This is a genomic window from Methanosarcina sp. (assembly GCF_028693135.1).
Taxonomy (GTDB): Archaea; Halobacteriota; Methanosarcinia; order Methanosarcinales; family Methanosarcinaceae; genus Methanosarcina.
Genome location: NZ_JAQUVZ010000006.1, coordinates 26,671 through 52,644, shown reverse-complemented (window position 1 = coordinate 52,644; position 25,974 = coordinate 26,671). Strand labels below are relative to the sequence as shown.

At 44.3% G+C, this 25,974-nt stretch carries 20 protein-coding genes and 1 pseudogene; 18 read left to right on the top strand and 3 right to left on the bottom strand.

From position 1 onward, the window contains the following. Nucleotide 1 precedes the first annotated feature (1 nt). The 11 genes from cdhB to PHF18_RS04390 all read left to right on the top strand — a co-directional run bounded on the left by cdhB (nt 2) and on the right by PHF18_RS04390 (nt 12,911). The gene (gene cdhB / locus PHF18_RS04440; protein WP_300098896.1) at nt 2–514 is read left to right on the top strand and encodes a CO dehydrogenase/acetyl-CoA synthase complex subunit epsilon; all 513 of its coding nucleotides are present in this window, start codon (nt 2–4) and stop codon (nt 512–514) included. A gap of 24 nt (nt 515–538) precedes the next feature. Further along, nucleotides 539–1,948, top strand: a complete 1,410-nt coding sequence (gene cdhC, locus PHF18_RS04435; protein ID WP_300098893.1) for a CO dehydrogenase/CO-methylating acetyl-CoA synthase complex subunit beta — start codon at nt 539–541, stop codon at nt 1,946–1,948. Between the two features lie 55 nt (nt 1,949–2,003). Next, nucleotides 2,004–2,765, top strand: a complete 762-nt coding sequence (locus PHF18_RS04430; protein WP_300098890.1) for a carbon monoxide dehydrogenase accessory protein CooC — start codon at nt 2,004–2,006, stop codon at nt 2,763–2,765. A 247-nt stretch (nt 2,766–3,012) separates the two neighbouring features. Beyond that, entirely contained in the window at nt 3,013–4,326 is a 1,314-nt protein-coding gene (cdhD, locus tag PHF18_RS04425) for a CO dehydrogenase/acetyl-CoA synthase subunit delta (protein ID WP_300098888.1), read from the top strand. A 3-nt stretch (nt 4,327–4,329) separates the two neighbouring features. After that, complete coding sequence (gene acsC / locus PHF18_RS04420; protein WP_300098885.1) at nt 4,330–5,739, top strand: acetyl-CoA decarbonylase/synthase complex subunit gamma; 1,410 nt, start codon at nt 4,330–4,332, stop codon at nt 5,737–5,739. 835 nt (nt 5,740–6,574) lie between these two features. Next, nucleotides 6,575–7,639, top strand: a complete 1,065-nt coding sequence (locus tag PHF18_RS04415; RefSeq protein ID WP_300098882.1) for a 60S ribosomal export protein NMD3 — start codon at nt 6,575–6,577, stop codon at nt 7,637–7,639. Next, on the top strand, nt 7,593–8,861 hold the full coding sequence (locus tag PHF18_RS04410; protein ID WP_300098879.1) for an ATP-grasp domain-containing protein: 1,269 nt from the start codon (nt 7,593–7,595) through the stop codon (nt 8,859–8,861). The genes PHF18_RS04415 and PHF18_RS04410 overlap by 47 nt, the downstream gene beginning before the upstream one ends. Nucleotides 8,862–8,980: 119 nt before the next feature. Continuing rightward, complete coding sequence (locus PHF18_RS04405) at nt 8,981–9,475, top strand: transcription factor (RefSeq protein WP_300098875.1); 495 nt, start codon at nt 8,981–8,983, stop codon at nt 9,473–9,475. 10 nt (nt 9,476–9,485) lie between these two features. Beyond that, nucleotides 9,486–9,998 carry a TIGR00295 family protein gene (locus PHF18_RS04400; RefSeq protein WP_300099115.1) on the top strand — a complete coding sequence of 171 codons (513 nt, stop codon included), beginning with the start codon at nt 9,486–9,488 and terminating at the stop codon, nt 9,996–9,998. Between the two features lie 254 nt (nt 9,999–10,252). Continuing rightward, complete coding sequence (gene psmB, locus PHF18_RS04395; RefSeq protein WP_300098872.1) at nt 10,253–10,885, top strand: archaeal proteasome endopeptidase complex subunit beta; 633 nt, start codon at nt 10,253–10,255, stop codon at nt 10,883–10,885. A 112-nt stretch (nt 10,886–10,997) separates the two neighbouring features. Next, entirely contained in the window at nt 10,998–12,911 is a 1,914-nt protein-coding gene (locus PHF18_RS04390) for a beta-CASP ribonuclease aCPSF1 (RefSeq protein WP_300098869.1), read from the top strand. Nucleotides 12,912–13,057: 146 nt separating this feature from the next. Here PHF18_RS04390 and PHF18_RS04385 read toward each other — a convergent pair whose 3' ends face one another. Beyond that, a complete protein-coding gene (locus PHF18_RS04385; RefSeq protein WP_300098866.1) occupies nt 13,058–13,699 on the bottom strand; it encodes an HAD family phosphatase in 642 nt (213 codons plus the stop codon). 1,016 nt (nt 13,700–14,715) lie between these two features. Here PHF18_RS04385 and ftsZ point away from each other — a divergent pair. Continuing rightward, nucleotides 14,716–15,897, top strand: a complete 1,182-nt coding sequence (gene ftsZ, locus PHF18_RS04380) for a cell division protein FtsZ (RefSeq protein ID WP_300098863.1) — start codon at nt 14,716–14,718, stop codon at nt 15,895–15,897. On the opposite strand, the gene PHF18_RS04375 is transcribed toward ftsZ, so the two are convergent. Next, nucleotides 15,894–16,043 carry a hypothetical protein gene (locus PHF18_RS04375; RefSeq protein WP_300098860.1) on the bottom strand — a complete coding sequence of 50 codons (150 nt, stop codon included), beginning with the start codon at nt 16,041–16,043 and terminating at the stop codon, nt 15,894–15,896. The genes ftsZ and PHF18_RS04375 overlap by 4 nt on opposite strands. Nucleotides 16,044–16,101: 58 nt before the next feature. On the opposite strand from PHF18_RS04375, the gene PHF18_RS04370 reads away from it, so the two are divergent. From PHF18_RS04370 to PHF18_RS04360, 3 genes are all read left to right on the top strand, one after another. Then, nucleotides 16,102–17,583: a dihydropteroate synthase-like protein gene (locus PHF18_RS04370; protein ID WP_300098857.1), complete on the top strand. Its 1,482-nt coding sequence runs from the start codon at nt 16,102–16,104 to the stop codon at nt 17,581–17,583. 37 nt (nt 17,584–17,620) lie between these two features. Beyond that, entirely contained in the window at nt 17,621–18,079 is a 459-nt protein-coding gene (locus PHF18_RS04365; protein WP_300098854.1) for a hypothetical protein, read from the top strand. Between the two features lie 505 nt (nt 18,080–18,584). Then, on the top strand, nt 18,585–18,713 hold the full coding sequence (locus PHF18_RS04360; RefSeq protein ID WP_300098851.1) for a hypothetical protein: 129 nt from the start codon (nt 18,585–18,587) through the stop codon (nt 18,711–18,713). 96 nt (nt 18,714–18,809) lie between these two features. Here the strand turns inward: PHF18_RS04360 and PHF18_RS04355 are convergent, their stop codons facing one another. Further along, the gene (locus tag PHF18_RS04355; RefSeq protein ID WP_300099112.1) at nt 18,810–20,840 is read right to left on the bottom strand and encodes a sodium-translocating pyrophosphatase; all 2,031 of its coding nucleotides are present in this window, start codon (nt 20,838–20,840) and stop codon (nt 18,810–18,812) included. Nucleotides 20,841–21,460: 620 nt separating this feature from the next. Here PHF18_RS04355 and PHF18_RS04350 point away from each other — a divergent pair. The 3 genes and pseudogenes from PHF18_RS04350 to PHF18_RS04340 form a co-directional block, all read left to right on the top strand. Continuing rightward, nucleotides 21,461–21,895: pseudogene (locus tag PHF18_RS04350) on the top strand (sodium/proton-translocating pyrophosphatase); the annotation flags it as partial. A gap of 1,443 nt (nt 21,896–23,338) precedes the next feature. Further along, the gene (locus PHF18_RS04345; RefSeq protein WP_300098848.1) at nt 23,339–24,472 is read left to right on the top strand and encodes an MFS transporter; all 1,134 of its coding nucleotides are present in this window, start codon (nt 23,339–23,341) and stop codon (nt 24,470–24,472) included. Nucleotides 24,473–24,698: 226 nt separating this feature from the next. Next, nucleotides 24,699–25,862, top strand: a complete 1,164-nt coding sequence (locus PHF18_RS04340) for an MFS transporter (RefSeq protein WP_300098845.1) — start codon at nt 24,699–24,701, stop codon at nt 25,860–25,862. Nucleotides 25,863–25,974 lie beyond the last annotated feature (112 nt).

The following is a 25,974-nucleotide window of genomic DNA, read 5'->3' as shown; positions in this document are numbered from 1 at the left end:
AATGGTTGACACTACAAAGAACACAAAGCTCTTTACCAGCTACGGGGTAACCACCTCAAAGGCAATCAACCCTGACATGGCAGCCAAGATGATCTCCAAGGCAAAGAGACCACTTCTTGTGGTCGGAACCGGAGTTCTTAGACCAGAAATTCTGGACCGTGCAGTTAAGATTGCCAAAAAGGCAAACATTCCAATTGCAGCTACCGGAAGCTCCCTCAATGGATTCTTAGACAAGGACGTAGATGCCAAGTACATCAATGTGCACCAGCTCGGATTCTACTTAACCGACCCCGCATGGCCCGGACTTGACGGAAAAGGTAACTACGACACCATAATAGTCCTGGAATTCAAGAAGTACTATATTAACCAGGTACTGTCCGGAACCAGGAACTTTTCCAAAGTAAAATCAATTTCAATTGGTAAAGACTACGTCCAGAACGCAACAATGTCCTTCGGGACCATAAGCAGGGAAGAACACTTTGTTGCCCTGGATGAATTGATTGACTTACTATAATTTGATTTAGGAGGCGAAAACACAATGGCAGATTACCCATTCGAGATTTCCCCGATGTTTGAAGGAGAAAGAGTAAGAAAGGAAGGAATGTTCGTTGAACTTGGTGGCCCAAAATCCCTTGGTCTCGAACTCGTCAGAGCAGCAGATATGGATGCAATTGTAGACGACCAGGTCACAATTGTCGGTCCAGATCTCAAGGACATGGAAGAGGGCAAGACCTACCCCTGGGCAATGATCTTCAACATCGGTGGAGAACTTGTCGAGGCTGACCTTGAATCTGTGGTCGAAAGGCGTGTCCACGACTTCATCAACTACTGCCAGGGCATTATGCACCTGAACCAGAGGTACGATGTCTGGATGAGAGTTTCCAAGGACACAGCTGGGAAGATGGACTCCTTCGAGCCCTTCGGAAGAGCTGTCATGATGCTCTTCAAGACAGAACTGCCCTTTATCGAGAAGATGCAGGTCACCTTCTACACCGAACAGGCTGAAGTTGAAAAGCAGATGACAGAAGCAAAGGAGATTTTCAAAGCAAGAGACGCCAGGACAAAGGACCTGCACGATGAAGATGTTGATGTCTTCTACGGATGCACTCTCTGCCAGTCCTTTGCTCCGACCAATGTCTGTGTAGTTTCCCCTGACAGAGTTTCCCTTTGTGGTGCAATCAACTGGTTCGACGGCCGTGCAGCAGCAAAAGTCGACCCTGAAGGCCCACAGTTTGAAATTGCCAAAGGTGAACTTCTCGATGCTGTTACAGGTGAATACACCGGTGTCAACGATATTGCCAAGAAACTCTCCGCCGGTGAATTCGACAAGATCAAACTCCACTCCTTCTTTGACTCCCCGCACACATCCTGCGGTTGCTTCGAAGTAGTCGGGTTCTATATCCCTGAAGTCGACGGTATTGGCTGGGTTAACAGAGAATACCAGGGAATGTCCCCTAACGGTATTGGTTTCTCGACAATGGCCGGTCAGACCGGTGGCGGAAAGCAGATCGTAGGTTTCCTTGGAATTGGGGTCAACTACTTCTACTCCCCGAAGTTCATCCAGGCTGACGGTGGCTGGAACAGAGTAGTCTGGCTCCCCTCCATACTCAAAGAGAAGATCGATGAAACCATCCCTGCAGATCTGAAGGACAAGATCGCAACAGAGAACGATGCAACTGATATCGCATCTCTGAAAGCCTTCCTCGAGGAAAAGAAACACCCCATAGTTGCCACCTGGGTAGCTGCGGAAGAAGAGGAAGAAGAAGAGGAAGAAGAAGAGGAAGTAGCTGTTGCAGCATCCCCAATGATGATGCCTGCATCCGGATTCCAGATGCCTGCAATGCCAATGATGTCCGGCGGTTCAGGCGGCGGAATAAAGCTGACCTTCAAGAACGCAAAGATCACCATTGACAAAATGGTCATCAGCCAGAAGAAAGAAAAGAAATAACTGAGTGACGAAAGGCAATAGCCTAAAACCGAAAAACAATCCAAAGGGGTATTCTGTGACAAAAGTAATTGCAATAACGGGAAAAGGTGGGACTGGCAAAACAGCGGTAGCGGCTCTTATGATCCGCTACCTTTCCAAAAAAGGGAAATTTTTACTGGCAGTTGATGCAGACGCAGATACTAACCTGCCAGAAACCCTTGGCTGTGAGAACGTAAAAACCGTAGGGGATGCAAAGGAATCCTTGCAGACTGAAATCAAAAAACCAAGGCCTGACAACCCCGATATGAACAAGGAATCCATTCTTAAAAGTAAAGTCTATGAGATCATTGAAGAAATGCCGGGATATGACCTGCTGGTAATGGGCAGGCCCGAAGGTACAGGTTGTTACTGTTACGTAAACAACCTCCTACGCGGCATCATGGACAAACTGATCGTGAATTATGAGATAGTTGTCATTGATGCGGAAGCCGGGCTTGAGCATTTCAGTAGAAAGATTCTCCGGGATATTGATGATCTTATTGTTGTAACTGACGCCTCAAGAAGGGGGTTCCAGACTGCCGAAAGGATTCGTGAACTTGTGAGTGAACTGGATTCAAATGTTGGCAGAATTCACGTTATTGCAAACAAAGTTACAGATGCAAACCGTCAAGAGATTGTCAAACTGGCCGGGGACCTGAAACTGAACCTGATAGGTGTGATCCCTCTCGATCCGAAAATCGAGGAAATGGACATAAAAGGTATACCTCTCTTTGAAATCCCGGATGATTCGGTTGCTGCAGTAGAAATCGAAAAAATAGTACAAAAACTGGGGCTCTGACCCCAGCTTTCTTTTGAACCTGTGGATTATGCAGAAAACCGACCGGAAAAAGAGAACAGGAACCCAGATCCGGTTTGAGAGCTTGAAACGGCATTTAAAATAAACAGAATAACGGAGCAGGATTCGTTCCTGCCCCGGTCCCTGTTCTTATATCAGGGTAAAAGATCTGGAAACACGTTCTGTATTATATTCCTTATTATACAGTCACTCACAAAAATGGAAAAATTACGGAAACGGTGAGGTTTACATGGCAAAGAAAATGAAGTTATCAGATATAACAAACATGTTCGCGGGAATGGATGTAGAATCCCTCGAAGGTGTGACTATAGAAGGGGACATTGAGCTTGACCTCGGTGGACTCGGAGGGGGATTTGACCCAATGCTTGCCGCAGCCCTCGGGCAGGAAAGTGCGGTACTTGCACAGCACTTTGCAAGACTTGCAGGCATGTTTGGGTACCCCGTAGGCTTTGGAGCTTCAGCAGCTGCTCCCGCAATTGCTCCTGCTCTGGCAGCCCCGAAACTTAAGGATCTCATTCCTGCAAAGTTCGATGTTGCAAACATAGCAGAATGGGCAACCCAGATTCAGGAAGTTCCAATCGGAAACACCTCTGCAGACGGCGGAAGCCGTGGAAAGAGGGTAATGGTAGGTGGCGAAAAAGCCCTTCCATTCTACTTTGATGCTCCAATGCCGAACAGGAACCAGGTCACAATAGACGTGTTCGACATGAGAATAGGGCTTGCAAAAGCTGTCAAGGAGAACTACGACGAGGTCATGGACAGCCCTGGAGAATGGGCAAAGAAGAACGTTGACAAGTTCAACGCCGACATGATCACCATCCACCTGATTTCAACCGACCCACTCATTAAGGACACATCCCCCAAGGACGCAGCCAAGACCGTTGAGGAAGTCCTGCAGGCCGTTGATGTGCCAATAGCCATTGGTGGATCAGGGAACCCACAGAAGGATCCCGAAGTCCTGGCAAAAGCCGCAGAAGTTGCGGAAGGCGAACGCTGCCTCCTTGCATCTGCCAGCCTGAACCTGGACTATGCAGCAATCGCAGAAGCTGCATTAAAGTATGACCACGACGTGCTTTCCTGGACCCAGCTGGACATGAACGCCCAGAAGGAACTTAACAGGAAACTAATGAAGCAGTGCAAAGTGCCCAGAGACAGAATCATCATGGACCCAACAACTGCCGCCCTCGGGTATGGTCTCGACTACGCTTACACCAACATGGAGCGCATCAGACTTGCAGCCCTTATGGGTGATGACGAACTGACCTTCCCGATGTCTTCAGGGACCACCAATGCATGGGGTGCCCGTGAATCATGGATGGTTGGATCTCCATTGGGTCAGGACACTGACTGGGGCCCAAGAGAGTACAGAGGACCTATCTGGGAAATCGTAACAGGTCTCTCCCTTGCCCTTGCAGGAAACGATCTATTCATGATGATGCACCCAACATCGGTGGCAGTCCTGAAGCAGATCACACAGACCCTCTTTGGCTCAATTGAGGCAGAGCCTGTTGACATCAGCAACTGGATCGGAACGGAGGTGTAAAACATGAAAATAAACAGCCCATTAGAAGCCTACAAGTACCTGCCCCAGACAAACTGTGGAGAATGTGGTGAACCTACATGTATGGCCTTTGCCTCCAAACTGATTGACAGGTCCGGCAAGACATCAGAATGCCCACCCCTGGTCAAGGAAAAGAAGTACGCAAAGAAGCTTAAAGAACTCGATATTATCCTTGCCCCGGAGATCCGCCAGGTTACCATAGGAGTAGGCGAAAAGGCAGCAAACATCGGTGGAGACGATGTCTTGTACCGCCACAAACTTACCTTCTTCAATAAGACAAAGCTGTTCTTCGATGTTTCAGACAACCTCGAAGAAGCTGCCCTTATTGAGAGAGTAAACAAAATCGCTGACTTCAAGAAGTTCTATGTAGGACGAAACCTGCTTCTCGACGGTGTGGCAATAAAAGCCACTTCCAACGACCCTGCAAAGTTCGCAGCAGCCGTCAAGAAGGTAGCGGAAATAGGCCTGCCTATGATCTTCTGTTCCTTCAATCCCGCTGTCCTGAAGGCAGGACTTGAGGTTGCAAAGGATAAAAACCCACTGCTCTACGCTGCAAACAAGGACAACTGGAAAGAAGTAGGAGAACTCGCCCTTGAATACAAGGTGCCTGTTGTAGTTTCAGCCTTCAATGACCTCGATGCCCTTAAGACCCTTGCAAAGACCTTTGCAGAGTCAGGAATTAAGGACATTGTGCTCGACCCGGGGACCTACCCAAGCGGCAAAGGCCTGAAGGATTCCTTCACAAACTTCCTGAAAATCAGGAGAGCAGGCATTATGGGAGACACCGAGATCGCATACCCGATCATGGCTCTCCCGCTCACAGCCTGGATGGCAGGAATTGCAGACCCTGTCAGCGCATCCTACTGGGAAACCGTTATTGCTTCAGTCTTCACAATCAGGTACGGCGACATTATGATACTCCACAGCCTGGAGCCATATGCAGCACTGCCTGAAATGCACCTGGCTGAAACAATCTACACCGACCCAAGGACTCCTGTCTCCGTGGACGGAGGGATGTATAAGGTTGGAGCCCCGGACAAAGACTCTCCGGTATTCTTCACCACCAACTTCGCCCTTACCTACTACACGGTAGAAAGCGATATCTCAGCAAATGGCATCGTATGCTGGCTGCTTGCAGTTGACACCGATGGTATTGGTGTGGAAGCTGCAGTTGCCGGTGGTCAGCTGACTTCCGCAAAGGTAAAGGACGCCTTCGACAAGGCTGGTTTCGATCTAAAGACCGACACAAACCACAACACCCTTATCATTCCAGGTCTATCAGCCCGTCTGCAGGGTGACCTCGAAGATACACTAGGTGCAAATGTAAAGGTTGGTCCAATGGACTCAGGCCGTATACCTGGCTGGATCGAGAAGAACTGGCCCCCAAAACAATAAGTCCAAATGTAAATTGAAAACCTTACAGATCCGTGTCTTTCTGACACGGAACTTTCTTCTTTTTTAAAAAATACAAGCTCAGTCCCTTATTATGAAAGTAGCTGCTAGCTTTTCAGAAAACTCTGGTTCTTTAATAGACTTAGTTTTCTTGAATTTTCTGGAGCATTTGAGTTTCATTCTCAGTAAAAAATCCGCCCTCAATAGCAAAACTCAGCATCTGTTTATACAGATCTGTTTAACAGATTAGTCCACTTGAGCGCAGCTTGCTACTATAAACCATCATTAGCCCTCTTGAGCGAAGCAAAGTTCACTACTATAAACCTATACAGATCTGTTTAACAGATTAGTCCACTTGAGCGTAGCTTGCTACTATAAACCATCATTAGCCCTCTTGAGCGCAACGAAGTTCACTACAATAAACCATAAAATAGTCCTCTTGAGCGCAGCGAAAAGGACCGCGTACTCCCGAGGCGCAATTCGGGTGGCGCAACTAGGGTGGCTTAACGAGGGCGGGAAATATTTATATAAGACAAATACTTATTTGATTAAAGTTTAAACTATATATTTTTCAAAATCAATTTGTAACTATGTTGTACCTTTTTGCGGGTTTTGCATTCCAGAAAATTCGGGGAGCCTGGATGCTTACAGGTAAAATCAGTGAATCCAGCTATTCTTAAATAACATGAGAGTACTTAACAGGAGAACTGTCCATTATTACTGTAGAGACGTTACTTTCTGAACAATCTGACACCCACTATTCCAAGAAGACGACCAGTAAGGATTATAGGTCAATGACTCATGAGCTAAAAACTCAGGGGTTTCCTGCTGAGGTTTTATGAATTCCATCACATGCCCGAAATGCGGCAAAGAATGCGATAAACTTTTTGATTCCGTTTGCAGGGACTGTTTCTTTGAAACCTTCAAACCAATTGAGCTGCCTCTTGTACTCCACATAAGGATCTGTTCCAGCTGCGGAGCGTATTTCCACAGGAGCCGCTGGGAAAATATCGGCAATGTCGAAGAAGTGGTGCTGAAAGCCGTAGAAAATGCCCTTTTTATCCACGATGAAGCCAGCGATGTGGAACTCTGTATGGAACCAAAAGAAATGACGCCTTATATATACAAGGTGAGAGCCGAAATAGATGCAATCGTAAAAGAAGAGTCAGTCCATGCCGAAGCTGAGACAGAAGTAAGGGTTCAGCGGACAGCCTGCGATATGTGTAGCCGTGAATCCGGAGGATACTTTGAAGCAATCATCCAGATAAGGGCTGCAGGCAGGTTCCCTACTGAAGAGGAAAGGAGGCGCTGCTCTGCCATTGCCAGGGACTCCATGGAAAGCATGAGAAAGAAAGGCGACCGCCTTGCCTTTATAAGCGAAGCCCTTGAACTGAAGGAGGGAATTGACCTCTACATGGGTTCCATGAACGCCAGCAGGCAGGTCTGCCGGCTGATCATTAACGAACTCGGAGGCAGTTTTTCCGAGTCTCCTACCCTTGTTGGGATGAAAGACGGGAAAAACCTCTACAGGATTACTTTTGCCATGCGCCTTCCGGAGTTCAGGCCAGGGGACGTGATAAGGTTCAGGGGAAGGATTATCCAGATAAGAAGCTCAGGCAAGAAGGTCAACGGAATAAGCCTTGAAGACGGCTCCAGGTTTATTTCAACTCCTGAAGACCTCAAAGGCGCAGAAAAAATTGCAAATCTTGGGGATGCAGTTTTTACAGTTCTGGTTTCAATCGAAGAAAATGCAATTCTGGTGCTTGACCCTGAGACCTATGAAACTGTTGCAATAAAAAAGCCAATGTCCTTTAGTGCAGAAGCAGGAAGTGAAATCCCGGTTCTGAAAACAGAATATGGAATCTTTGCGCTGGCACACTCCGATGTTCCGCAGGAAAAATGAGATTCCGGAAAAACGAGGGAACATGCAGAATATCCTTGCAATTGGATTTGATACACGAAACATTGTCTGCTCCGCGAGCAGGGCAGGTTACACTGTCTGCTCTATAGATGCTTTTCGTGACCTTGACCTGCAGAAATGTGCATATGCATCAGCGCTCCTTGAGTGCAGGACTTCAAGTGAACTCCATCAGCTTGATCCTCGCTGGATAATAGCTCAAATGAACGCCTTCGGACTTGACTTTGATGCCATCGTGCCAGGCTCGGGAATGGAGATGCTGGACTCATGCAGTTTCTCCTGTCCGGTACTTGCCAGCTGTCCCGACGCAGTTAAGGAAGCTTCAAACAAATTGCACCTTGCAAAAAAACTTGAAGCCCTTGGGATGCCACATCCCCACTGTTACTCTCCAGAGGAGCTGGACGCTATCGAATACCCTGTTATTCTAAAACCTGCCTCAGGAGGAGGGGGGATCTTTAACAGGGTTGCAAAGAACAGGCAAGAACTGCTATCAGCTTTAGAAGAATTATCCAGGCTGGACCCGGAATTTATAGAAAAGGAGGTTGTAATCCAGGAGTTTCTGGAAGGAATTCCTTCAAGCGTTTCTTTACTTTCCACAAAAAATCAAGCTCTGGCAGTTGCTATAAATGAGCAATTGATAGGGACGCCCTGGCTTTCGAGGCTGCCGTTTGCCTACTGCGGAAACGTAACTCCTTTCAGGACAGCGCACGCAGAGGAAATGGAAGCCCTTGCTGAAGAACTGGTGCTCAAACTCGGGCTCCTGGGCTCAAATGGTGTAGATTTCCTGGCCACGGAAAAGGGGCCTGTAGTGCTGGAAGTAAACCCAAGGTTCCAGGGCAGCCTGGATACCATAGAGATGTCAACGGGAATTAACCTTTTTGAAGCCCATATTGGATGCTTCGGAGGAGAACTTCCGGAAAAACCGGAAGCAAAAACTTTTGCTGCACGGGGGGTTCTGTACTCAGATAGAGAACTTTTTATAGACAGAAAGCTCATGAACGTCATTCTCAGGGAAAAAAGCGCTGATATTCCTTCCATGGGAACTGTTACTGAGCCTGACTGGCCTCTTACCTCCCTGTTTGCATGCGCCTCAACAAAAGACGAGGCAATCCTATCTCTTGAAAGAGGGGCAGAAAGGATAAAGACTTTTATTGCAAACCGAACGAAAGAAGAAAGAAAGCCTCTGAACCCTGCCGGAAAAGCATGAGGTTCGGTTTCAAAAGTGCAGCTTTTTCCAGAAATGAAAGATCTATTTGAGAAAAAGCTTAATGTAAACTTTAATACTGGTATGTCCAATTTATATAAGGGATTTGCGAGGTGAACACTTTGGTCGATTTAAATGACAAGGTAATTAGAGGATATCTCATGAGCCTTGTAGGGGAAGACGGGCTTAAAATGATAGGAGATATGCCCGAAGGCGAGGTCACGGATGAAGAAATTGCGGGAAAAACCGGAGTTCTGCTGAATACAGTGAGAAGAACTCTCTTCATACTTTATGAGAATAAATTTGCAATCGTTGTAAGAGAGAGGGATTCAAACAGCGGATGGTTAACATATCTCTGGCACCTGGACTTTTCCGGCATAGAGCATCAGCTTATGAGAGAAAAGAAAAAACTGCTCAGGAACCTGAAGACTCGCCTGGAGTTTGAAGAAAACAATGTTTTCTATACGTGCCCGCAGGGCTGTGTTCGCCTTCTTTTTGACGAGGCAACTGAAACAGAATTTCTCTGCCCCATGTGCGGAGAAGACCTGGCCTATTACGATAACTCCCTTTTTGTAGGAGTCCTGAAAAAGCGCGTTGATGCCTTGAATATTGTATAAAGGATCGGCCTTGACTACCCGGACCCAGGCAATAAGGCTGCTTGAAGAATCAGGCTGCGCCCCTAATGTAATCGAACACTGCAAGGAGGTCGCCTCACTGGCAGTCGAGATCGCAGAAAAGGCGAAAGCAGCCGGAAATAACGTAAATTCGGAGCTTGTAGAAGTAGGGGCTCTTTTGCACGACTTTGGAAGGTGCCGGACTCATGGGATTGCTCATGCGGTTGAAGGATTAAAACTGGCTAAAAACAAAGGAGTCGAACCTGAAATTGCCGAAATAATAAAGCGACATATCGGAGCCGGAATTTCAAAAGAAGAAGCAAAGGAGCTGGGACTTCCCGAAGATGATTATTTTCCCCGGAGTCTGGAAGAAAAAATCGTTGCACATGCCGACAACCTTGTAAAAGGAACGAAGAGAATAACAATAAACGAAAGATTGAAGCTTATGAGTAAAAAGGATATATCTGAACATATAGTTCAGAGAGTAAAGACCCTCGCTGAAGAAGTAGAGGGACTTTCCCACTAAATTCAGAATTTTCCGGAAAGAGAATAATTCGGACATCCGGTATATAGAAAAACAGAAAAATTATTTTGTAAAATAATTCTCCGGTTTTAAATGCGAACGCATTTAGAAAAAAGGAGGAAAACTTATATATAACGATATTAATAATGAGATAATGGATTGCTAAATCCTGCGATTTAAGCTAAAAATGCTCACCTCAAATAAAACATTTTTTTTAGCAACATTTCTCATTTTTAACTTATTATGAGGGTATGTTTATGGATAATGACAAATATCTAAAAGGCACAACTACCGTAGGAGTAGTTTGTACTGACGGAATCGTGCTCGCAAGTGAACAGCGAGCCACAATGGGGCATTTCATCGCAAGCAAAACTGCAAAGAAAGTCTACCAGATCGATGACCTGGTAGGAATGACCACTGCCGGTTCGGTAGGGGACGCTCAGCAGCTTGTGCGATTGGTAAGTGTAGAGTCACAACTTTACAAAATGCGCAGGAATGAATCCATGACTATCAAAGGAGTTACCACTTTACTATCCAACTTCTTGAATGCTAACCGCTACTACCCCATGATGGTCCAGCTCCTTATCGGAGGGGTTGACAAAAACGGACCTGGAATATACTCACTGGATGCAATGGGAGGGAGTATTGAAGAGACAAGGATCTCGTCAACAGGTTCAGGTTCTCCCATGGCTTACGGAGTACTGGAAGACCAGTACAGGGAGGATATGACTGTGAAAGAAGGTCTCGATCTTGCGATTCGGGCAATTCACAATGCAACGAAAAGAGACTCAGCTTCCGGAGAAAATATCGATGTAGTCGTAATTACAAAGGAGGCATTCAAAAGGCTGGATCCTGAAGAAGTAAAATCCAGAAGGGCTTCATTAAACTAAATAATTTAACTGTTGGTTTTTTATTTCAAAATATAAACTAACACCTTTTTCAAATATTATTTTTTTAACATCCAGATACTTTTTGATTTTTTGACTAAAAGGAAGATTCTTAATGCCTATTGAAGACGTGCTATTAGACCTCAAAAATAAAATTGAGAAAAATCTACCCGCGGGAGTTACCATTACCGACGTCGAATTCGAAGGCCCTCAGCTTGTCCTGTACACTGAAGAGCCCCGTAAATTCGCAGACGACGGGAATATCATCCGCAACCTGGCAAAAGAACTCAGGACACGGATTGCTATGCGTCCTGATCCCAGAGTGCTTGCAACTCCTGAAGACTCTATTTCTATAATTGAAGAAGTTGTTCCAAAAGAATCCGTCATCTCGAGCTACTATTTTGACCCCGATTCCGGAGAAGTGATCATCGAAGCCGAAAAACCCGGGCTTGTAATAGGAAAACATGGCGCAACCCTGAGAGAGATTACAAAGCAGATCGGCTGGATTCCCAAAGTTGTCCGGACTCCTCCTATTAAGTCCCGTACAGTGAAAAACATCCGGGAATTCATGAGAAACAACCTCAAAGAAAGAAAGGAAATCCTGAAAACCGTGGGGAGGAAAATTCACAGGGAGTGTACCTCAAAAGACCAGTGGGTGAGGGTTACAGCCCTCGGGGGATGCAAAGAAGTAGGTCGAAGCTGTTTTTTGCTTTCTACTCCTGAATCCAGAATCCTGATTGACTGCGGAGTCAATGTAGGTTCTGACGAAAACATGACGCCTTACCTCTATGTTCCTGAAGTTTTTCCATTAAGCCATATAGATGCTGTAATAGTTACCCATGCACACCTGGACCATCAGGGACTTGTTCCCCTGCTTTTCAAGTATGGGTACGAAGGGCCTGTCTACTGTACGCCCCCCACAAGAGACCTTATGGTGCTGCTCCAGCTCGACTACATCGACGTGGCGGCTAAAGAAGGGAAGAAGAGCCCTTACGAATCAGGGATGATAACTAAGACCCTCAAACACACCATACCTCTGGACTATGAGGAAGTAACAGACATCGCCCCTGACATTAAACTGACTTTCCACAATGCAGGCCATATCCTGGGCTCGGCAATTTCCCACTTCCATATCGGAGATGGGCTCCATAATGTAGTCTTTACGGGAGACTACAAATATGAGAAAACCAGGCTTTTTGACCCTGCTGTCAACAAGTTCCCAAGAGTTGAAACAGTCATTACTGAAGCTACTTATGGGAATTCTAACGCCTTCCAGCCTGCAATTAAGGACGCTGAAAAGCACCTGCAGATGGTAGTTAAGAATACAGTTGAACGTGGAGGAATTGCACTTATCCCTGCTTTTGCTGTGGGCAGAAGCCAGGAAGTTATGATCGTGCTCGAAGAGTCCATAAGGAAAGGTATAATTCCTGATGTCCCGATCTACCTTGACGGGATGATCTGGGAAGCTACTGCAATCCATGCGACTCATCCTGAATACCTCAACAATGATCTGAGGAAACTGATCTTCCAGAAAGGCCAGAACCCCTTCCTCTCTGAATGCTTCAAACCGGTTGACTCCCATGAGGCACGCCAGAAGATAATTCAGAACCCACATCCCTGTGTGGTTATTTCAACCTCGGGCATGATGAACGGAGGACCTGTTATGGACTATTTCAGGGCCTTTGCCGATGACCCACGCAATACGCTTGTCTTTGTAGGTTACCAGGCTGACGGAACTGTAGGGCGCAGGATCCAGAAGGGGTGGAAGGAAATCCCCATGACAGGAAAGAACGGAAGCAACGAAATCCTGAAAATGAACATGGAAGTGCAGGTAGTAGACGGCTTCTCAGGCCACTCGGACAGGAGACAGCTTATGGATTATATAAAAAGAATGCAGCCCCGTCCAGAGAGAGTGTTCACCGAACACGGAGATGAAAAAGCCTGCGTGGACCTGGCAAGCTCCATTTACAAGAAACTTAAGATCGAGACACGTGCTCTCACGAACCTCGAAACCGTAAGGCTACTGTGACCCCATGGGGCCACAATCCTTTTTTTAAGAAAAAATGTTTAGAATAAATAGAAGAAACATTGTCGATAAAAATTAGTAGTGAGATAAGACTTTTACAAGAACTTGTTTATTCCCTGTACCCTGGAGCAAATTCAGGACTGAGGAGATTACCCAAGGCTAAGAAGATGTTCCATTAGCTTTTTGTGGTCCCCCACCACCAGATCTGCCCTGTCAAGCTTTGAAGGCTCTACATATGTGGGAATCCCGATACAATAAAGATCAGCCTGTTTTGCAGATTCCACGCCCAGAACGGCGTTCTCGATCACAACACATTCTTTTTTCCCAACCTTAAGAAGTTCAACTGCCTTCAGGAAAGGGTCCGGATGGGGTTTGGAATTAAGCACGTCATCTCCAGTGACCACGGCATCAAATATTCCGGGAAAGAGCTGGTCAAGGATTCCGTTAACTATGAGGTGGTCCGAACCTGAGACTACCGAGAGCAGGAAACGTGCCTTAAGCAGTTCGAGACATTCTTTCATCCCATCAAAAGCCTTCAGTTCAAAAATTCGTTTGAACTCCTGCCTGTAGATTGCAGTGATAGTTTCAAAATCAAAATCCTCGGGCTCTTTTCTGGCTTTTCGGATCAGTAGGGGGAGGCCGTTCCTGGGGTTTGAACCTTCGATTGCATAGATATCCTCATCCCGGATTTCCATACCCACATCAAGAAAAGCCTTTTTCCAGGCTGCCGCATGGAAAGGCATGGAATCCACAAGAACACCATCCATATCAAAAATTAATGCTTTTAACACGCTTCTGACTCCTGAACCTAAAGAAATGGGAACTAGTTAAGAAGATTTGAAAAAGTTAATGAACAATTAATGACTCTTCCGGAGTGCTGTTTAGTGAAGAGTTGAGGTAAAGTAACTCAAAGTAAAAATGGTTTTGCAGTCTTAAAGCTTTCCCGGCATTCCAGAGGAACAATAAACTAATTAAAATTCAATCGAAGTGGTACGAAGCTTTTATAATACGATTTTGAAGAGATTTGAAATCTCCTTATTTTTCCCTGTATAAAAGAAAACCTATTATTCAGAATTTGCAAACTGAATAAAATAATTAAGCAAATTCAGAACAAATAATCTCAGGGGATACTCAGAAAATTCAGGATATTTAACTTACATTTTTATAAACACTTATGTGCAGTTATCCCTTACTACTGGAAAAAATAAGCAAGAGCCTCAAAATCTTCGAATGATACCGAAAAAGTTTTTAAGATGAGAATTCTACTTAAAGGTAATAATATAAACAGTTTCATTAAATTGAAAGTATCCCAGTTAGGAACTCTCAATAAAAATGTAGCGCAGAGGCAACATATCTAACAATTTTAGTGAAGATGGGCAGCAAAATAACAGTTAAGAAAGAAAATAAAAATTGCCCTGACATGCATGATCAGGACATCATTCCTGACAAACAAGACTTATGAAAAAATATTAAGTTTCGATATATAAACATTATGTAAGTTTCCTGCCTCTTCACCCTGAGAATTCAGGAGTAAAGGCAAAAAAAGTAAAATATATGAAATTTATGGGGGACATATTTAAACTTCATATACAATTTAAGAATACTGTTTAAATAAGTCCAAAATGTTTAAATGTAGTAGAGTGTCAACTTATTAAAGATAACGGATGAAAATCTTTTATTAGATTTTTACGGGTTATCCCCAATTAAACCTGAATATAATCAGAAATTTACCCCCCGATATGAGGGTGGGGAGTCAAAAGAAAAAATAAAGATAACATGATAAACGAAATCCAGCCGAGGGGATAAATTGCAATCTATAGTACAGGAAGCAATGAGATTCAGCGAAAAAGAGAAGGAATACCGAAAAACTTCCTCCTCCGAAGAAGACTTTGAAGACTTCGGGCAGCCGAGAATTATGATTGTAGGATGCGGGGGCGCAGGAAACAATACCGTAAACCGGCTCTACAACATAGGAATCGAAGGCGCAGAAACCGTATGCATCAATACAGATAAGCAGCACCTTGACAATGTAAGGGCTGACAAGAAGATCCTTGTAGGAAAAACTCTCACAAGAGGCCTGGGAGCAGGCGGCTATCCTGAAACGGGAAAGAAAGCCGCAGAACTTGCCAGAGGTACTCTTGAAGAAGTTTTAAAGAATGTAGACCTTGTTTTCATCACAGCAGGCCTTGGAGGAGGCACGGGAACAGGAGTGGCTCCCGTAGTTGCTGAGGTTGCAAAAGAACAGGGAGCAATCGTCGTAGGGATGGTTTCAAGCCCCTTCAGGGTCGAAAGAGCCCGCATCTTCAAAGCCGAAGAAGGGCTTGAAGAACTGCGCAGGGCAGCAGACACAGTAATTGTCCTGGACAACAACAGGCTGCTGAACTACGTACCTAACCTTCCGATTGACCAGGCTTTCTCAGTAATGGACCAGTTAATTGCCGAAACCGTAAAAGGAATAACTGAAACCATTACAGTGCCCTCTCTGATCAACCTTGACTACGCCGATATCAGGACCATCATGAGCTGCGGCGGAGTTGCCGTAATGCTTGTTGGAGAATCCAAGAACCAGGACAAGAGTACGGAAGTCGTGCGGACTGCCCTGAACCACCCCCTACTTGATGTTGACTACAAGGGTGCAACCGGAAGCCTCGTCCACGTAACAGGCGGACCTGACCTGAGCCTGAAGGAAGCCGAGGAAATTGCCTCTATGCTTACCTATGAACTTTCCCCGAGTGCCAATGTAATATGGGGCGCAAGGATCAGAGACGATTATGAAGGCAAGGTTCGGGTAATGGCAATCATGACAGGCGTCCAATCTGCCCAGATCCTGGGCCCTCAGGCGGGAGCTGGAATCCTGGAGTCCAGAGCCGAAGCTGAGCTTTTCCAGGACAAGAAATTCGGAAGAATGCCCTATGCGGGCAAAAGAGGAGAGACTGCAGGGCCTCTCAGAAAAAAGATGGACGAATCAATTATTGATTTCATAAATTAAACCAGGCTCAGGAAAAAGCCCGAATCCACAGGTTTCCGGGCTCTCCTCAGGTTATTTTTCGGATTTTTCCGGAGAACAATCAGAGATTTATAGCAGGAAGCTTCCTCAGGGCAGGAAGTTCGGGTTTTTCCTGAGCGAGCACTCATTTTTTCAAGTGGTTATCGAACAGATACTCTTTTTTATTAGCGATTCTATTTAAAAAATATGGAAATTTTGATTGCAACAGGGCGGCTTGCGGAAAATACTGTGAGGAAAGCAGCTGGAGAAAAAGCAGATGTCCTGGTAGCAGATATCGATATTGCCGCATTTATAACCCCTAAAAAGCTCATTAAATCATTTTTAGAAGCAAAATTTTCAAACAGGTACGACCTGATTCTACTTCCCGGGCTTGTAGCAGGGGACTTTTCAAAGGCTTCGGAAGAGCTGGGCTGCAGAATCCGGCTGGGCCCAAAACACGCCTATGACCTCAGCTTCGTGCTCCTTTTTGCAGAGGAGGTGGAGTTTTCCGAAAAAGTTCCGGCCTGTGAACTTCTCGCAGATGTGAGAAAAGAGATGGCTCTTGAGCTTGTCAGGAAAGCCGAAGAGGAAGCCGTCCCTCCCCTTACCCTCAGCGGAGTAAAGCTAGGAGGAGATTCCCGCATGAAGGTCATGGGAGAGATTGTAGGAGCAGCAGAAATGAACCCTGCAGACCTGGAGATAAGAATCGAAGCTTTTATCGCCCGTGGAGCAGATATTATCGACTTAGGAGCTACACTTAACACCCTTCCGGAACAAGTTAAAAAAACAGTATCCCTTGCAAAAGCCCTCACATGCACCCCGATAAGTATTGATACTCTTGACCCTGAGCTGATAAAGGAAGGAATAAAAGCAGGAGCAGACCTTGTTCTGAGCCTTAATGGCACGAACATGGAAACTGCAGGGCCGGAGGTTGCGGGAGCAGGCGTTGCAGCAGTTGTAATTCCCGATGAAGGAAACAGTCTGGAAAGCCTGGTAAGAAACATCGAAGCTGCCCGCAGGCTTGGGATTGAAAAAATCATAGCTGATCCTGTCCTTGACCCTGTAGGCCATAATATAACCGAATCTATTGTACGCTACCATGAGTTTCACAGGCTATATCCTGAGGTCCCTTTATTCTTCGGAGCTGGCAATGTAACGGAACTCATGGACGTGGACACCATAGGAGTAAATGCCACACTCTGCGGAATAGGAGCTGAAACAGGGGCAAGCATCCTATTTACCCCAGAATACAGCGACAAAGCCCGGGGCTCCATAAGAGAGCTGAAAAAAGCCTCTGAGATGATGCAGCTTTGCAGGATAAGGGAAAGCTCCCCAAAGGATCTTGGCATTGATCTTCTCTGCATAAAGGAAAAACGAAGGCGTCCTGACGGCCCCTTCCCTGAAAAAGTAATCATGGCCAGAGCTTCGAAAAACTGGCGTGTAGACCCGGCAGGTCCCATTCGCGTCCGGATTGTGCCGGACAGAATAAGCGGAAACGGCGGATTGATTGTAGCTGAGCACGAGAAAGCTGCGGTTGCAGGAGAGAATGCCAGGGAAGTTATGGACACACTGCTTGAACTTGAGCTGGTTTCACGCCTGGACCATGCTGCATACCTTGGAAGAGAACTGGAAAAAGCCGAACTTGCCCTGCGCTTTAACCGGAGTTATGCTCAGGATGATATATTCTGAGCACACTGGAAAGCAAGAAAAATAGCGATGTGAGAAAATGAAACTCGAAAATGAAGATAAGCAATCAATCTTTGAGATAGTGGCAGCCCGCTATTTCACAACACAGAACTGGAAATGGGTAAACCTGAGGAAAGACCTCAATAAGATCATCAAATCCTATGAGGAATTGAACGAACAGTATGCTTCTTACTCTTACGTGAGCCGGGACTGGTATGTGGAAAATATGGGATCAAGGAACATCCACATGTGCAATACATGGAATGAGCTTAAGGCCCTGGTCACCTTCCTCAACACCAATGGGCAGACCTTTAACTTCCTTGTGAACACGGGAAATCGGAAGTCATTCTGTATCGTAAGTGACTCCAGAGACCTGAATGAGGCCCAGGCGTATGCAATCAAAGAAGTACAGAAACTGGGGTACAACACCTTTGTATTCCTTGCGACAGTTCCTGATGAGATAGAATTCCAGCTGCTTCAGGTAAGGGGAATTAACTGAACCCCCCTACCGACAAATAACCGGTGCTTCAAAAAGACAGATTTTTTTTCCTTTACAAAAGGTCTTTTTTCTTTCATATTTAAAATAAAGTAAACTACCCCATCTGCCAGGCTAAAGCCTGTAGAGGAAAGGGTCTTCCCGCCTTATTCTTAAATCCTTATTGTTAAAATTTGAAGAAATAGCTGAATTTACATCCAGGGAAATTATTTTTGATAAAAGGCAGAGAATTCACCTACAACATTGAATAAGATAGAAAAGTTTTTATTATATTATTTGCAAATAGGAAACTGCATTCCTTTTTGACTATTCAAGATATAAGTACTCATCGCGTATGAACATCCTATCGTGTGTGAATAATATCGAATGTGAATAACTCATCATAGTGTAAACAAGAAGCTATCCTATAGGATAGAAAGAATTGAAGAGTTGATACTATGCTGTTTTTGTTCCTGAGGACATTTATTCCCTGGCACATAAAAGAGTTTAAACTGTGGATAATAGATTCATGAGATCATCAAACCTCATGAGCCATCAAACCGGAAAACTTGAGACACTGGAAGAAAGGGCACATTCTTCAGATACTCAAAAAAGGGCAACACGAGAAACAGGAAATAAACAACTTGCCACAGATTAAGCAAAAGAAACACTGGAAAGGAAGCCCAGAGTAAACTAAGTTAAAAAGACCAGAGTAAACCAAAAAAAAGAAAAAAAAGGGAAAAAGTTAAGGAAATCACAGAAACAGGGGTGCAAATACAACAGCCACGATGCTCATGAGCTTAATGAGGATGTTGATTGCAGGACCTGCTGTATCCTTGAAAGGATCGCCTACCGTATCGCCGGTTACACCTGCTTTGTGGGCATCAGAACCCTTTCCACCGAAGTTTCCGAGTTCAATGTATTTCTTTGCATTGTCCCACGAACCTCCTGCATTAGACATTGTGATTGCAAGCATGAAACCTGAAACCACGGAACCTGCAAGGAGTCCGCCAAGTGCACCGGGACCGAGTACCAGTCCGACTAAAAGGGGTGAAACAACGGCCAGCACACCGGGTGCAACCATCTCTTTAAGAGCAGAGTGTGTTGAGATTGCAATACATTTGCTGTAATCCGGATCCGCTTTGCCTTCCATCAAACCTTTAATCTCTTTAAACTGCCTCCTCACTTCAACAACCACTTCACCTGCAGCGTTTCCGACAGCCAGAATGGTCATTGATGAGAAGAGGAAAGGAAGCATTGCACCAATAGTAAGCCCGATGAATACATTCGGATTCATAACATCGATAGCATCGAGACCTACTGCAATACCATATGAAGCAAAGAGGGCAAGTGCAGTAAGAGCTGCTGACCCGATTGCGAAACCCTTTCCCATAGCGGCCGTAGTGTTTCCTACCGCATCAAGCGTATCGGTAATCTGGCGCACCTCTTTCTTCTGGTGGGACATCTCTGCAATACCTCCTGCGTTGTCAGCTACTGGACCGTATGCATCAACTGAGAGTGAGATCCCGAGAGTCGCAAGCATTCCGACAGCTGCAATGGCTATACCGTAAAGGCCAGTGAGCTGGAACGAAATATAGATTGCACCACAGATGATAATTACAGGCCAGAGAGTTGATTCCATCCCTTTTGCAAAACCTGTGATGATGTTTGTAGCTGAACCTGTCTGGCAGGAATATGCAACCCCGAGAGTCGGCTTTTTATCATATGATGTGTAGTGCTCCGTGATCTGCCCGATGAGGAAACCTGCAACAAGCCCTGCAACGGTTGCAAAGAATACGTTCAGCCCGTACTCTCCAAGAAGCTGGCTTGTAACGAAGTATGAAGCAATGACAGTAAGAACGATTGCAACAATCAACCCCATATTAAATGCCATGTGGATTGCTGAAGACTCAGTCTTGTTTGTGCGGACAAAAAAGGTGCCGATAATAGATGCAAGAATTCCAACAGCTGAAATAACCAGCGGAACCAGAACAACATTCTGAACCGGGATTCCAGGGAAAGTAGTTGCTGCTGTTGCTGCTGCAAGAAGCATCGTTGCAAGGATTGAACCTACATATGATTCATAGAGGTCAGCCCCCATTCCGGCAATGTCTCCAACATTATCTCCGACGTTGTCAGCGATTACAGCAGGGTTTCTCGGGTCATCTTCGGGAATCCCGGCTTCGACCTTGCCCACGAGATCTGCACCGACATCAGCAGCTTTGGTGAATATTCCGCCGCCTACGCGAGCAAAGAGAGCGATAGACGAAGCTCCGAGGGAAAAGCCCGCAACAATGTTCACGGTGGTGAGCAGAGGGATATCTGTAAAGATATTTGAAATAACTAAAAATGAAACAGACAGCCCAAAAAGACCGAGACCTACAACACTCATGCCCATAACGGTACCAGATGCAAATGAAACTTTGAAAGCAGGACCAATGCCCCTTGTGGCAGCATGTGTGGTCCGCCCATTCGCAATAGTAGCCGTAAGCATCCCTGCATATCCAGCTGTTGCGGAAAGCACTGCACCAAAAACAAAACATGCTGCAGTGAGAACTCCATTAGGCAGAATTAACGCAATTACAATTGCAAGGAAAACGACAAAAACAGCAATTGCACGATATTGCTTGTTAAGATAGACCATGGCTCCGTTGTGAATTAACGCCGTGATTTTTTTAATAAGATCATTACCCTCGCCTTCTTTTTGGACGTTTTTGTAGGATATACCCGCAAAAATCAGACCAATAAGGGCACATATTGGTGCAAGGTAGATTAACATATTCATAATTTCAACCATCCTACCGGAAAACACATAAAAAACATTTTAAGATCGTAATCCTCTGAAGTATTTTTTGTGCTAATAACTAATTCTTTGTATTTAAATTGAACTTGATTTTTCGCTGAAGATAGGAAGAACTGAGAATTTCATCCCAAAGCCCCTAAACAACAAAAATATTTCATTGTAAACAGACACGTTGTTACAATATCATATAAATCCATTGGTCATCGGTTGAGGAATTTTTTACCTGATCGCTATCGATTTTGTACCAGATGTCTGCCTCAAATTTTGTCCTCTTTACCTATAATTTATGCCCTGCTCCACTCCCGATTATATAAAAATTTTGGAAAACTGTTGTGGAAATGGATGCAATTTATCATGTTTTCTCACTTAACCGAAGACGCATGCATATAAATCTACTCGAGAGAATATGCCGCCGGTCTCATAGATTGAGATTTTACCTTCTTTTTTAATAGGTTTGCGTTTTTAGACAACCCTGAATTTAAACGACTTTTGATGGTTAATCAATCCTATTATTCAGGTGATTCATCTTGATTAGACAACTATTGCTGATATAGAAAAACCCTGATGATTAAACAGTCCCTGCTCATATATGTTTCCGATCAATTGCAGGCGTTATATGTTTCCGATCAATTGCAGGCGTTATATGTCTGGTCTTCGCTGCTTTTTTCGCAAAAAACGTCCTGAGAGAAGATACCGGCAATGAGAAAATGCAGGAAATTGCCGGTGCAATTCAGGAAGGAGCTAGGGCTTATCTAAATCGCCAGTACAAAACGATTGCACTAGTTTCGATCATTCTCGCGTTCCTGATGATCTTTTTCCTAGATGATGGACTGAAAATAGCTATCGGATTCCTGGCAGGTGCCATAAGTTCAGCTGCTGCCGGCTACATAGGAATGAGCGTCTCAGTCAGGGCAAATATCCGCACTGCTAATGCTGCATCAAGCGGAATTGAGAAAGCCATGTCAGTTGCATTCCGCGGGGGGGCTGTAACAAGACTTGCAGTGGTAGGGCTTGCACTTCTCGGAACAAGTGGCTTTTAAAACGGTATATTGTATAGAATTTCATGCTCTTTTTTTAAAGAAGAATAAAAAACATTCAGAGGAGTTCAGATATTAAAGACTGGAAAACATATTAAAAATATTCTAAAATAAAAAGAGTTTAAATATGCATATAAAAGGATGAATAATCATTATAAACAATAATATAGCTTTAAAATAAATTTAACATAAGTATAAAAATAGAAAAGATAATATAGTAGATAATCATATTATATTCTGAATAGAAAAAAAGAATTAAGATAAAAATATAAGATGAGTTAAAAAATTAATAGACATTTAGAGATTAAGTAAATTGTCAACCCCCTTAACTAAAACCTCATGGATTGCCTGCTGAAGGTTTAGGGATAGAGAGTCGCAGGGGAAAGTGCCAGGTAAATGTGTCCTATCATTACATATCTGAGATTTCAGCAGACGGCAAAAAATCCTCGTGAAATAATAGAAAAGGTAAACAAAAAAGGTAAACAAAGGCAAAAAGGTAAACAAAGGCAGTTAGACCTGGCTAAAAAACTCACAGAAGCATAACTGAATCTGGAAAGAAAAAACAAGAAAAAAAGAGCTACATATTAAAGTAAGTTAGAAGTAGTGTGAGCGAGCTGGGGAGTGGGGGGTCATATGGGGAGTGGGGGGTATGGTATGTGAAAAAAGTTGCCCGCTCACATTACTCACATTATCCCTATTCAAAGTAATTATATAAATAGCTATGCATTTCTTTCGAGTTTAATATAATATAAAAAAATCACGGAGATTCAGCCCATCAAAAACAATATCAATAGCCATCAACATTAAGACTAAAGGGGTAAATTTTTGTGAATTGATTTTATTCACTTCCTTCAATGGCCATTAACATTAAGAATAAAGGGGTAAATTTTTGTGAATTGATTTTATTCACTTCCTGGCTATTGGTTGTTTTGTTTCATTATTCATCAGTTAGTAATCAGATGCCTCTCTTTTATAAAAATCAACACCAATTAACCTGCGTTTACAAGTTGAGGGCCAAATATTCATCTGTTCTCTACAGAAAGTAAGCTCGTGGAAAATTGCCAGACTCTGTGAAAACAAAGCTGTAACATGTAAAATTACCGGAGAGCCGTAGAGTGAAGGATAGTAATCTAATCAATTCAAGCCAGACAATGCCATAAGTTACAAAAACAACCATTCCAGCCTGCTTTTATTTCAGGAAAATGCAGCTATAAAATTAAAGGCTGCATATTACCCCATACGAGTTACAAAATAACATACCAGAACATTACCCAGAACATTCTGCCTTTTGTACTTTCTGCATTTTGTACTTTCTGCATTTTGAATATATTTAATCGATGTTAAAAAGAAGAAACCGCAAATATTGAAAGAAAAAAAAGAAGAACAATTCTAGGAGGGTAACCAAGATAAGAAACTTATACGAGATTGCGGGTTTTAAGTTCTATGAACCCTGAGAGGCGTTTAATTTATATTGCAGTTTTTACAATTATGGGGCTTTCCAATGCTGTAATTCCCATCCTCCCAGAACTTGCAGCCCGTTATCACAGTACATTTGGAGAATTGGCATCAAGCTTGCTCTTTTCAGGGTACTTTCTGGGAGCCCTTGCAACAATGCTACCCTTTGGGATTCTGGCTGACAGGTTCGGAAACCTCAGGTTCATAGGGATCGGCATTATCCTTACAGCCATCTCAGGGCTAATTATTCTTTTCTCCGAAAACCTGTGGGTCCTTATTATTTCAAGGTTTATGGAAGGCTCTGCCTGTGGAGCTTTTTTTCCTGCAGCCTTTTCTACACTCTCAAAGTGTAAAGATCCAGGACGTTGTATGGGAGAATTCACCTTTCTCTTCAATGCAGGACTGGCTTCTGGAGCTTTATTCTCAGGCCTGCTGGCAGAGATCTACCTGAAAGGTGCCATCCTTATATTCACTTTTTTAGCTTTGCTTTCGGTTATCCCTCTTCTTCCCAGATACAGAGAACTCATTAACCCGAAAAGGATAGGAAAAGAATCAGATTTACTGCCAGGTCCAGGTTATCTCAAAGACCATTTCAAACACTCTTTCAGGAAAGTTGCAGGGCTCCTTAACCGCCATAATTCAGGGATATGGCTGAGTTCTTTTCTGCTCAACGGATCTATCGGGGTTCTTATAGCCTACTATCCTGACTATAGTCTTGGAATCCTGACAAAAGCCCAGCTTGGAAGCGCTATTGCGAGCCTCTATATCTGCGCCATGGTCACATCTCTTCTGGTTGGGCGTTTTAGAGTCAAGGAAAAAACAATCATCTGGACAGGATTATTTTTCTCTGCTCTTGGTGCTATTTTTGCTATCAAACACCCCTTTCTGGGTTTTTCAAGCCTCGGGGGAGGGTCAGGAATGGCAATGGTAGGTTTTGCCCTGGCTGTTGCAAGAATGGATGCAGATAGAGGTCTTACAATGGGGCTTTTTAACACAACCATATATGCAGGCCTTTCCTTGCTCCCGATCACTGCAGGGCTCCTTGCAGGGACCGTGAGCTTTGAACAGATATTTGTTGCAACTGGCTGTATCCTGGCAGTAACCCTTCTATTAAAAAACTAAAAGATAGTATCCACATTCAGGGGTATCCACATAAAAGAAGAAAAAATTCAGAATAAAAACCAGAAGGAAATAGATCCCAAAGAAAGCAGAAATATCTTAAACTTACAGGAAAAATTAGATTGTGGAAAGTCGACTTACCGAAAATTAAATTCGACTTACCGAAAATTAAATTTGACTTACCGAAAATTAAATTATTGATCAAAAACACAGAACAGAAAAAAAAACCATGAACCTGAAAAAACTCATACTCTACTCTTCGGTCTTTGCGATCCAGGGCCTTTCTAATGCAGCAATCCCCATCCTTCCTGAGCTTGCAGGAGAAGGCAACGCAAGCCCTGCTGTCTCAAGTTTGCTTTATTCCGGATATTTTATAGGGGCTCTTCTCACAATGCTCCCATTCGGAATTCTTGCAGACAGAATAGGAAACCTGAAGGTAGCAGGCCTGGGAATCACACTTACTGTTATTTCGGGGCTTTTTATTTCATTTTCTGACAACCTGTGGATTCTCGGCATCTCAAGGTTCGTAGAAGGCCTGGGCTGCGGGGCTTTTTTTCCTGCGGCTTATTCCATGATTTCAGAATGGAAAGACAGCCGGCGAAGTATGGGAGAATTTAATTTCCTGTTAAATGCCGGACTTGCGTCAGGAGTTTTTTTCTCAGGAATGCTTGCGGAACTGGGAATCAAAACTGCAATAAGCATCTTTACTATTCTCGCAGTTTTTTCCTTTGCTTTAATTCTTCCGGAAGCCTGGAAATTGCTATCTTCAGGCAAGTCTGGCAGGACAAAGGAAAAATCCGGCACCTCAAACAGTAAAAGATCTTCCGGAGAGCAGCTTGGAGCCTTAATGATCTTTGAACCTGCCGGACACCTTAAAAAAGTTAGGAAAGCTTTTTCCGAAAACGGCTTCTGGAAGATCTGGGGAATTTCAGTTATCCTCTACGGAGCCACAGGCCTATTGACTTCAAACTATCCGGACTACAGTGCTGACTTCCTGACAAAACCAGAGCTTGGGCTTGCAATTTCCGCCTCATATATAGCTGCAATGCTGAGTTCCCTGGCCGCAGGGAGATCAAGTGCGGATTATAAGAAGATAGTAAGGACGGGAATAATCCTGGCAGCTGCAGGCGTTCTGCTCTCTACAAAAGCACCTCTACTGGCATTCTTCCTTATTGGCGCGGGAGGAGGGGCTGCAGTTATAGGGCTTGTTACTGCCGTATCCAGGATCAGCTCAAGTGGATTTGCAATGGGGATCTTTAATACAGGAATTTATGCAGGTCTCGGGCTGGTGCCGGTTTTTGGAAGTTTATTTATAGATCCTTTAGGCTATGAAACGGTGTTTCTCGGAAGCTCCCTGGTGCTTCTTATGATACTATTTATCAAATTGGAATAAAAACCGCAAGCTTCGAGTAAAAGCCATAAGATCAGGATAAAAACTATAAAATGATATTAAATATCCTGCAGCAAATATCCTGCAACAGGAACCCCTGAGGATCCACATAAAC

What these genes read in the sequence shown, in the direction of transcription:
- acsC (WP_300098885.1), top strand. Translation starts at nt 4,330, where the DNA reads ATGAAAATAAACAGCCCATTAGAAGCCTACAAGTACCTGCCCCAGACA.
- PHF18_RS04355 (WP_300099112.1), bottom strand. Translation starts at nt 20,840, where the DNA reads ATGAATATGTTAATCTACCTTGCACCAATATGTGCCCTTATTGGTCTG.
- PHF18_RS04360 (WP_300098851.1), top strand. Translation starts at nt 18,585, where the DNA reads ATGAGATCATCAAACCTCATGAGCCATCAAACCGGAAAACTTGAGACA.
- PHF18_RS04370 (WP_300098857.1), top strand. Translation starts at nt 16,102, where the DNA reads ATGGAAATTTTGATTGCAACAGGGCGGCTTGCGGAAAATACTGTGAGG.
- psmB (WP_300098872.1), top strand. Translation starts at nt 10,253, where the DNA reads ATGGATAATGACAAATATCTAAAAGGCACAACTACCGTAGGAGTAGTT.
- PHF18_RS04390 (WP_300098869.1), top strand. Translation starts at nt 10,998, where the DNA reads ATGCCTATTGAAGACGTGCTATTAGACCTCAAAAATAAAATTGAGAAA.
- PHF18_RS04410 (WP_300098879.1), top strand. Translation starts at nt 7,593, where the DNA reads ATGGAATCTTTGCGCTGGCACACTCCGATGTTCCGCAGGAAAAATGAG.
- cdhB (WP_300098896.1), top strand. Translation starts at nt 2, where the DNA reads ATGGTTGACACTACAAAGAACACAAAGCTCTTTACCAGCTACGGGGTA.
- PHF18_RS04375 (WP_300098860.1), bottom strand. Translation starts at nt 16,043, where the DNA reads ATGAGTGCTCGCTCAGGAAAAACCCGAACTTCCTGCCCTGAGGAAGCT.
- PHF18_RS04345 (WP_300098848.1), top strand. Translation starts at nt 23,339, where the DNA reads ATGAACCCTGAGAGGCGTTTAATTTATATTGCAGTTTTTACAATTATG.
- cdhD (WP_300098888.1), top strand. Translation starts at nt 3,013, where the DNA reads ATGGCAAAGAAAATGAAGTTATCAGATATAACAAACATGTTCGCGGGA.
- PHF18_RS04415 (WP_300098882.1), top strand. Translation starts at nt 6,575, where the DNA reads ATGAATTCCATCACATGCCCGAAATGCGGCAAAGAATGCGATAAACTT.
- PHF18_RS04340 (WP_300098845.1), top strand. Translation starts at nt 24,699, where the DNA reads ATGAACCTGAAAAAACTCATACTCTACTCTTCGGTCTTTGCGATCCAG.
- PHF18_RS04365 (WP_300098854.1), top strand. Translation starts at nt 17,621, where the DNA reads ATGAAACTCGAAAATGAAGATAAGCAATCAATCTTTGAGATAGTGGCA.
- cdhC (WP_300098893.1), top strand. Translation starts at nt 539, where the DNA reads ATGGCAGATTACCCATTCGAGATTTCCCCGATGTTTGAAGGAGAAAGA.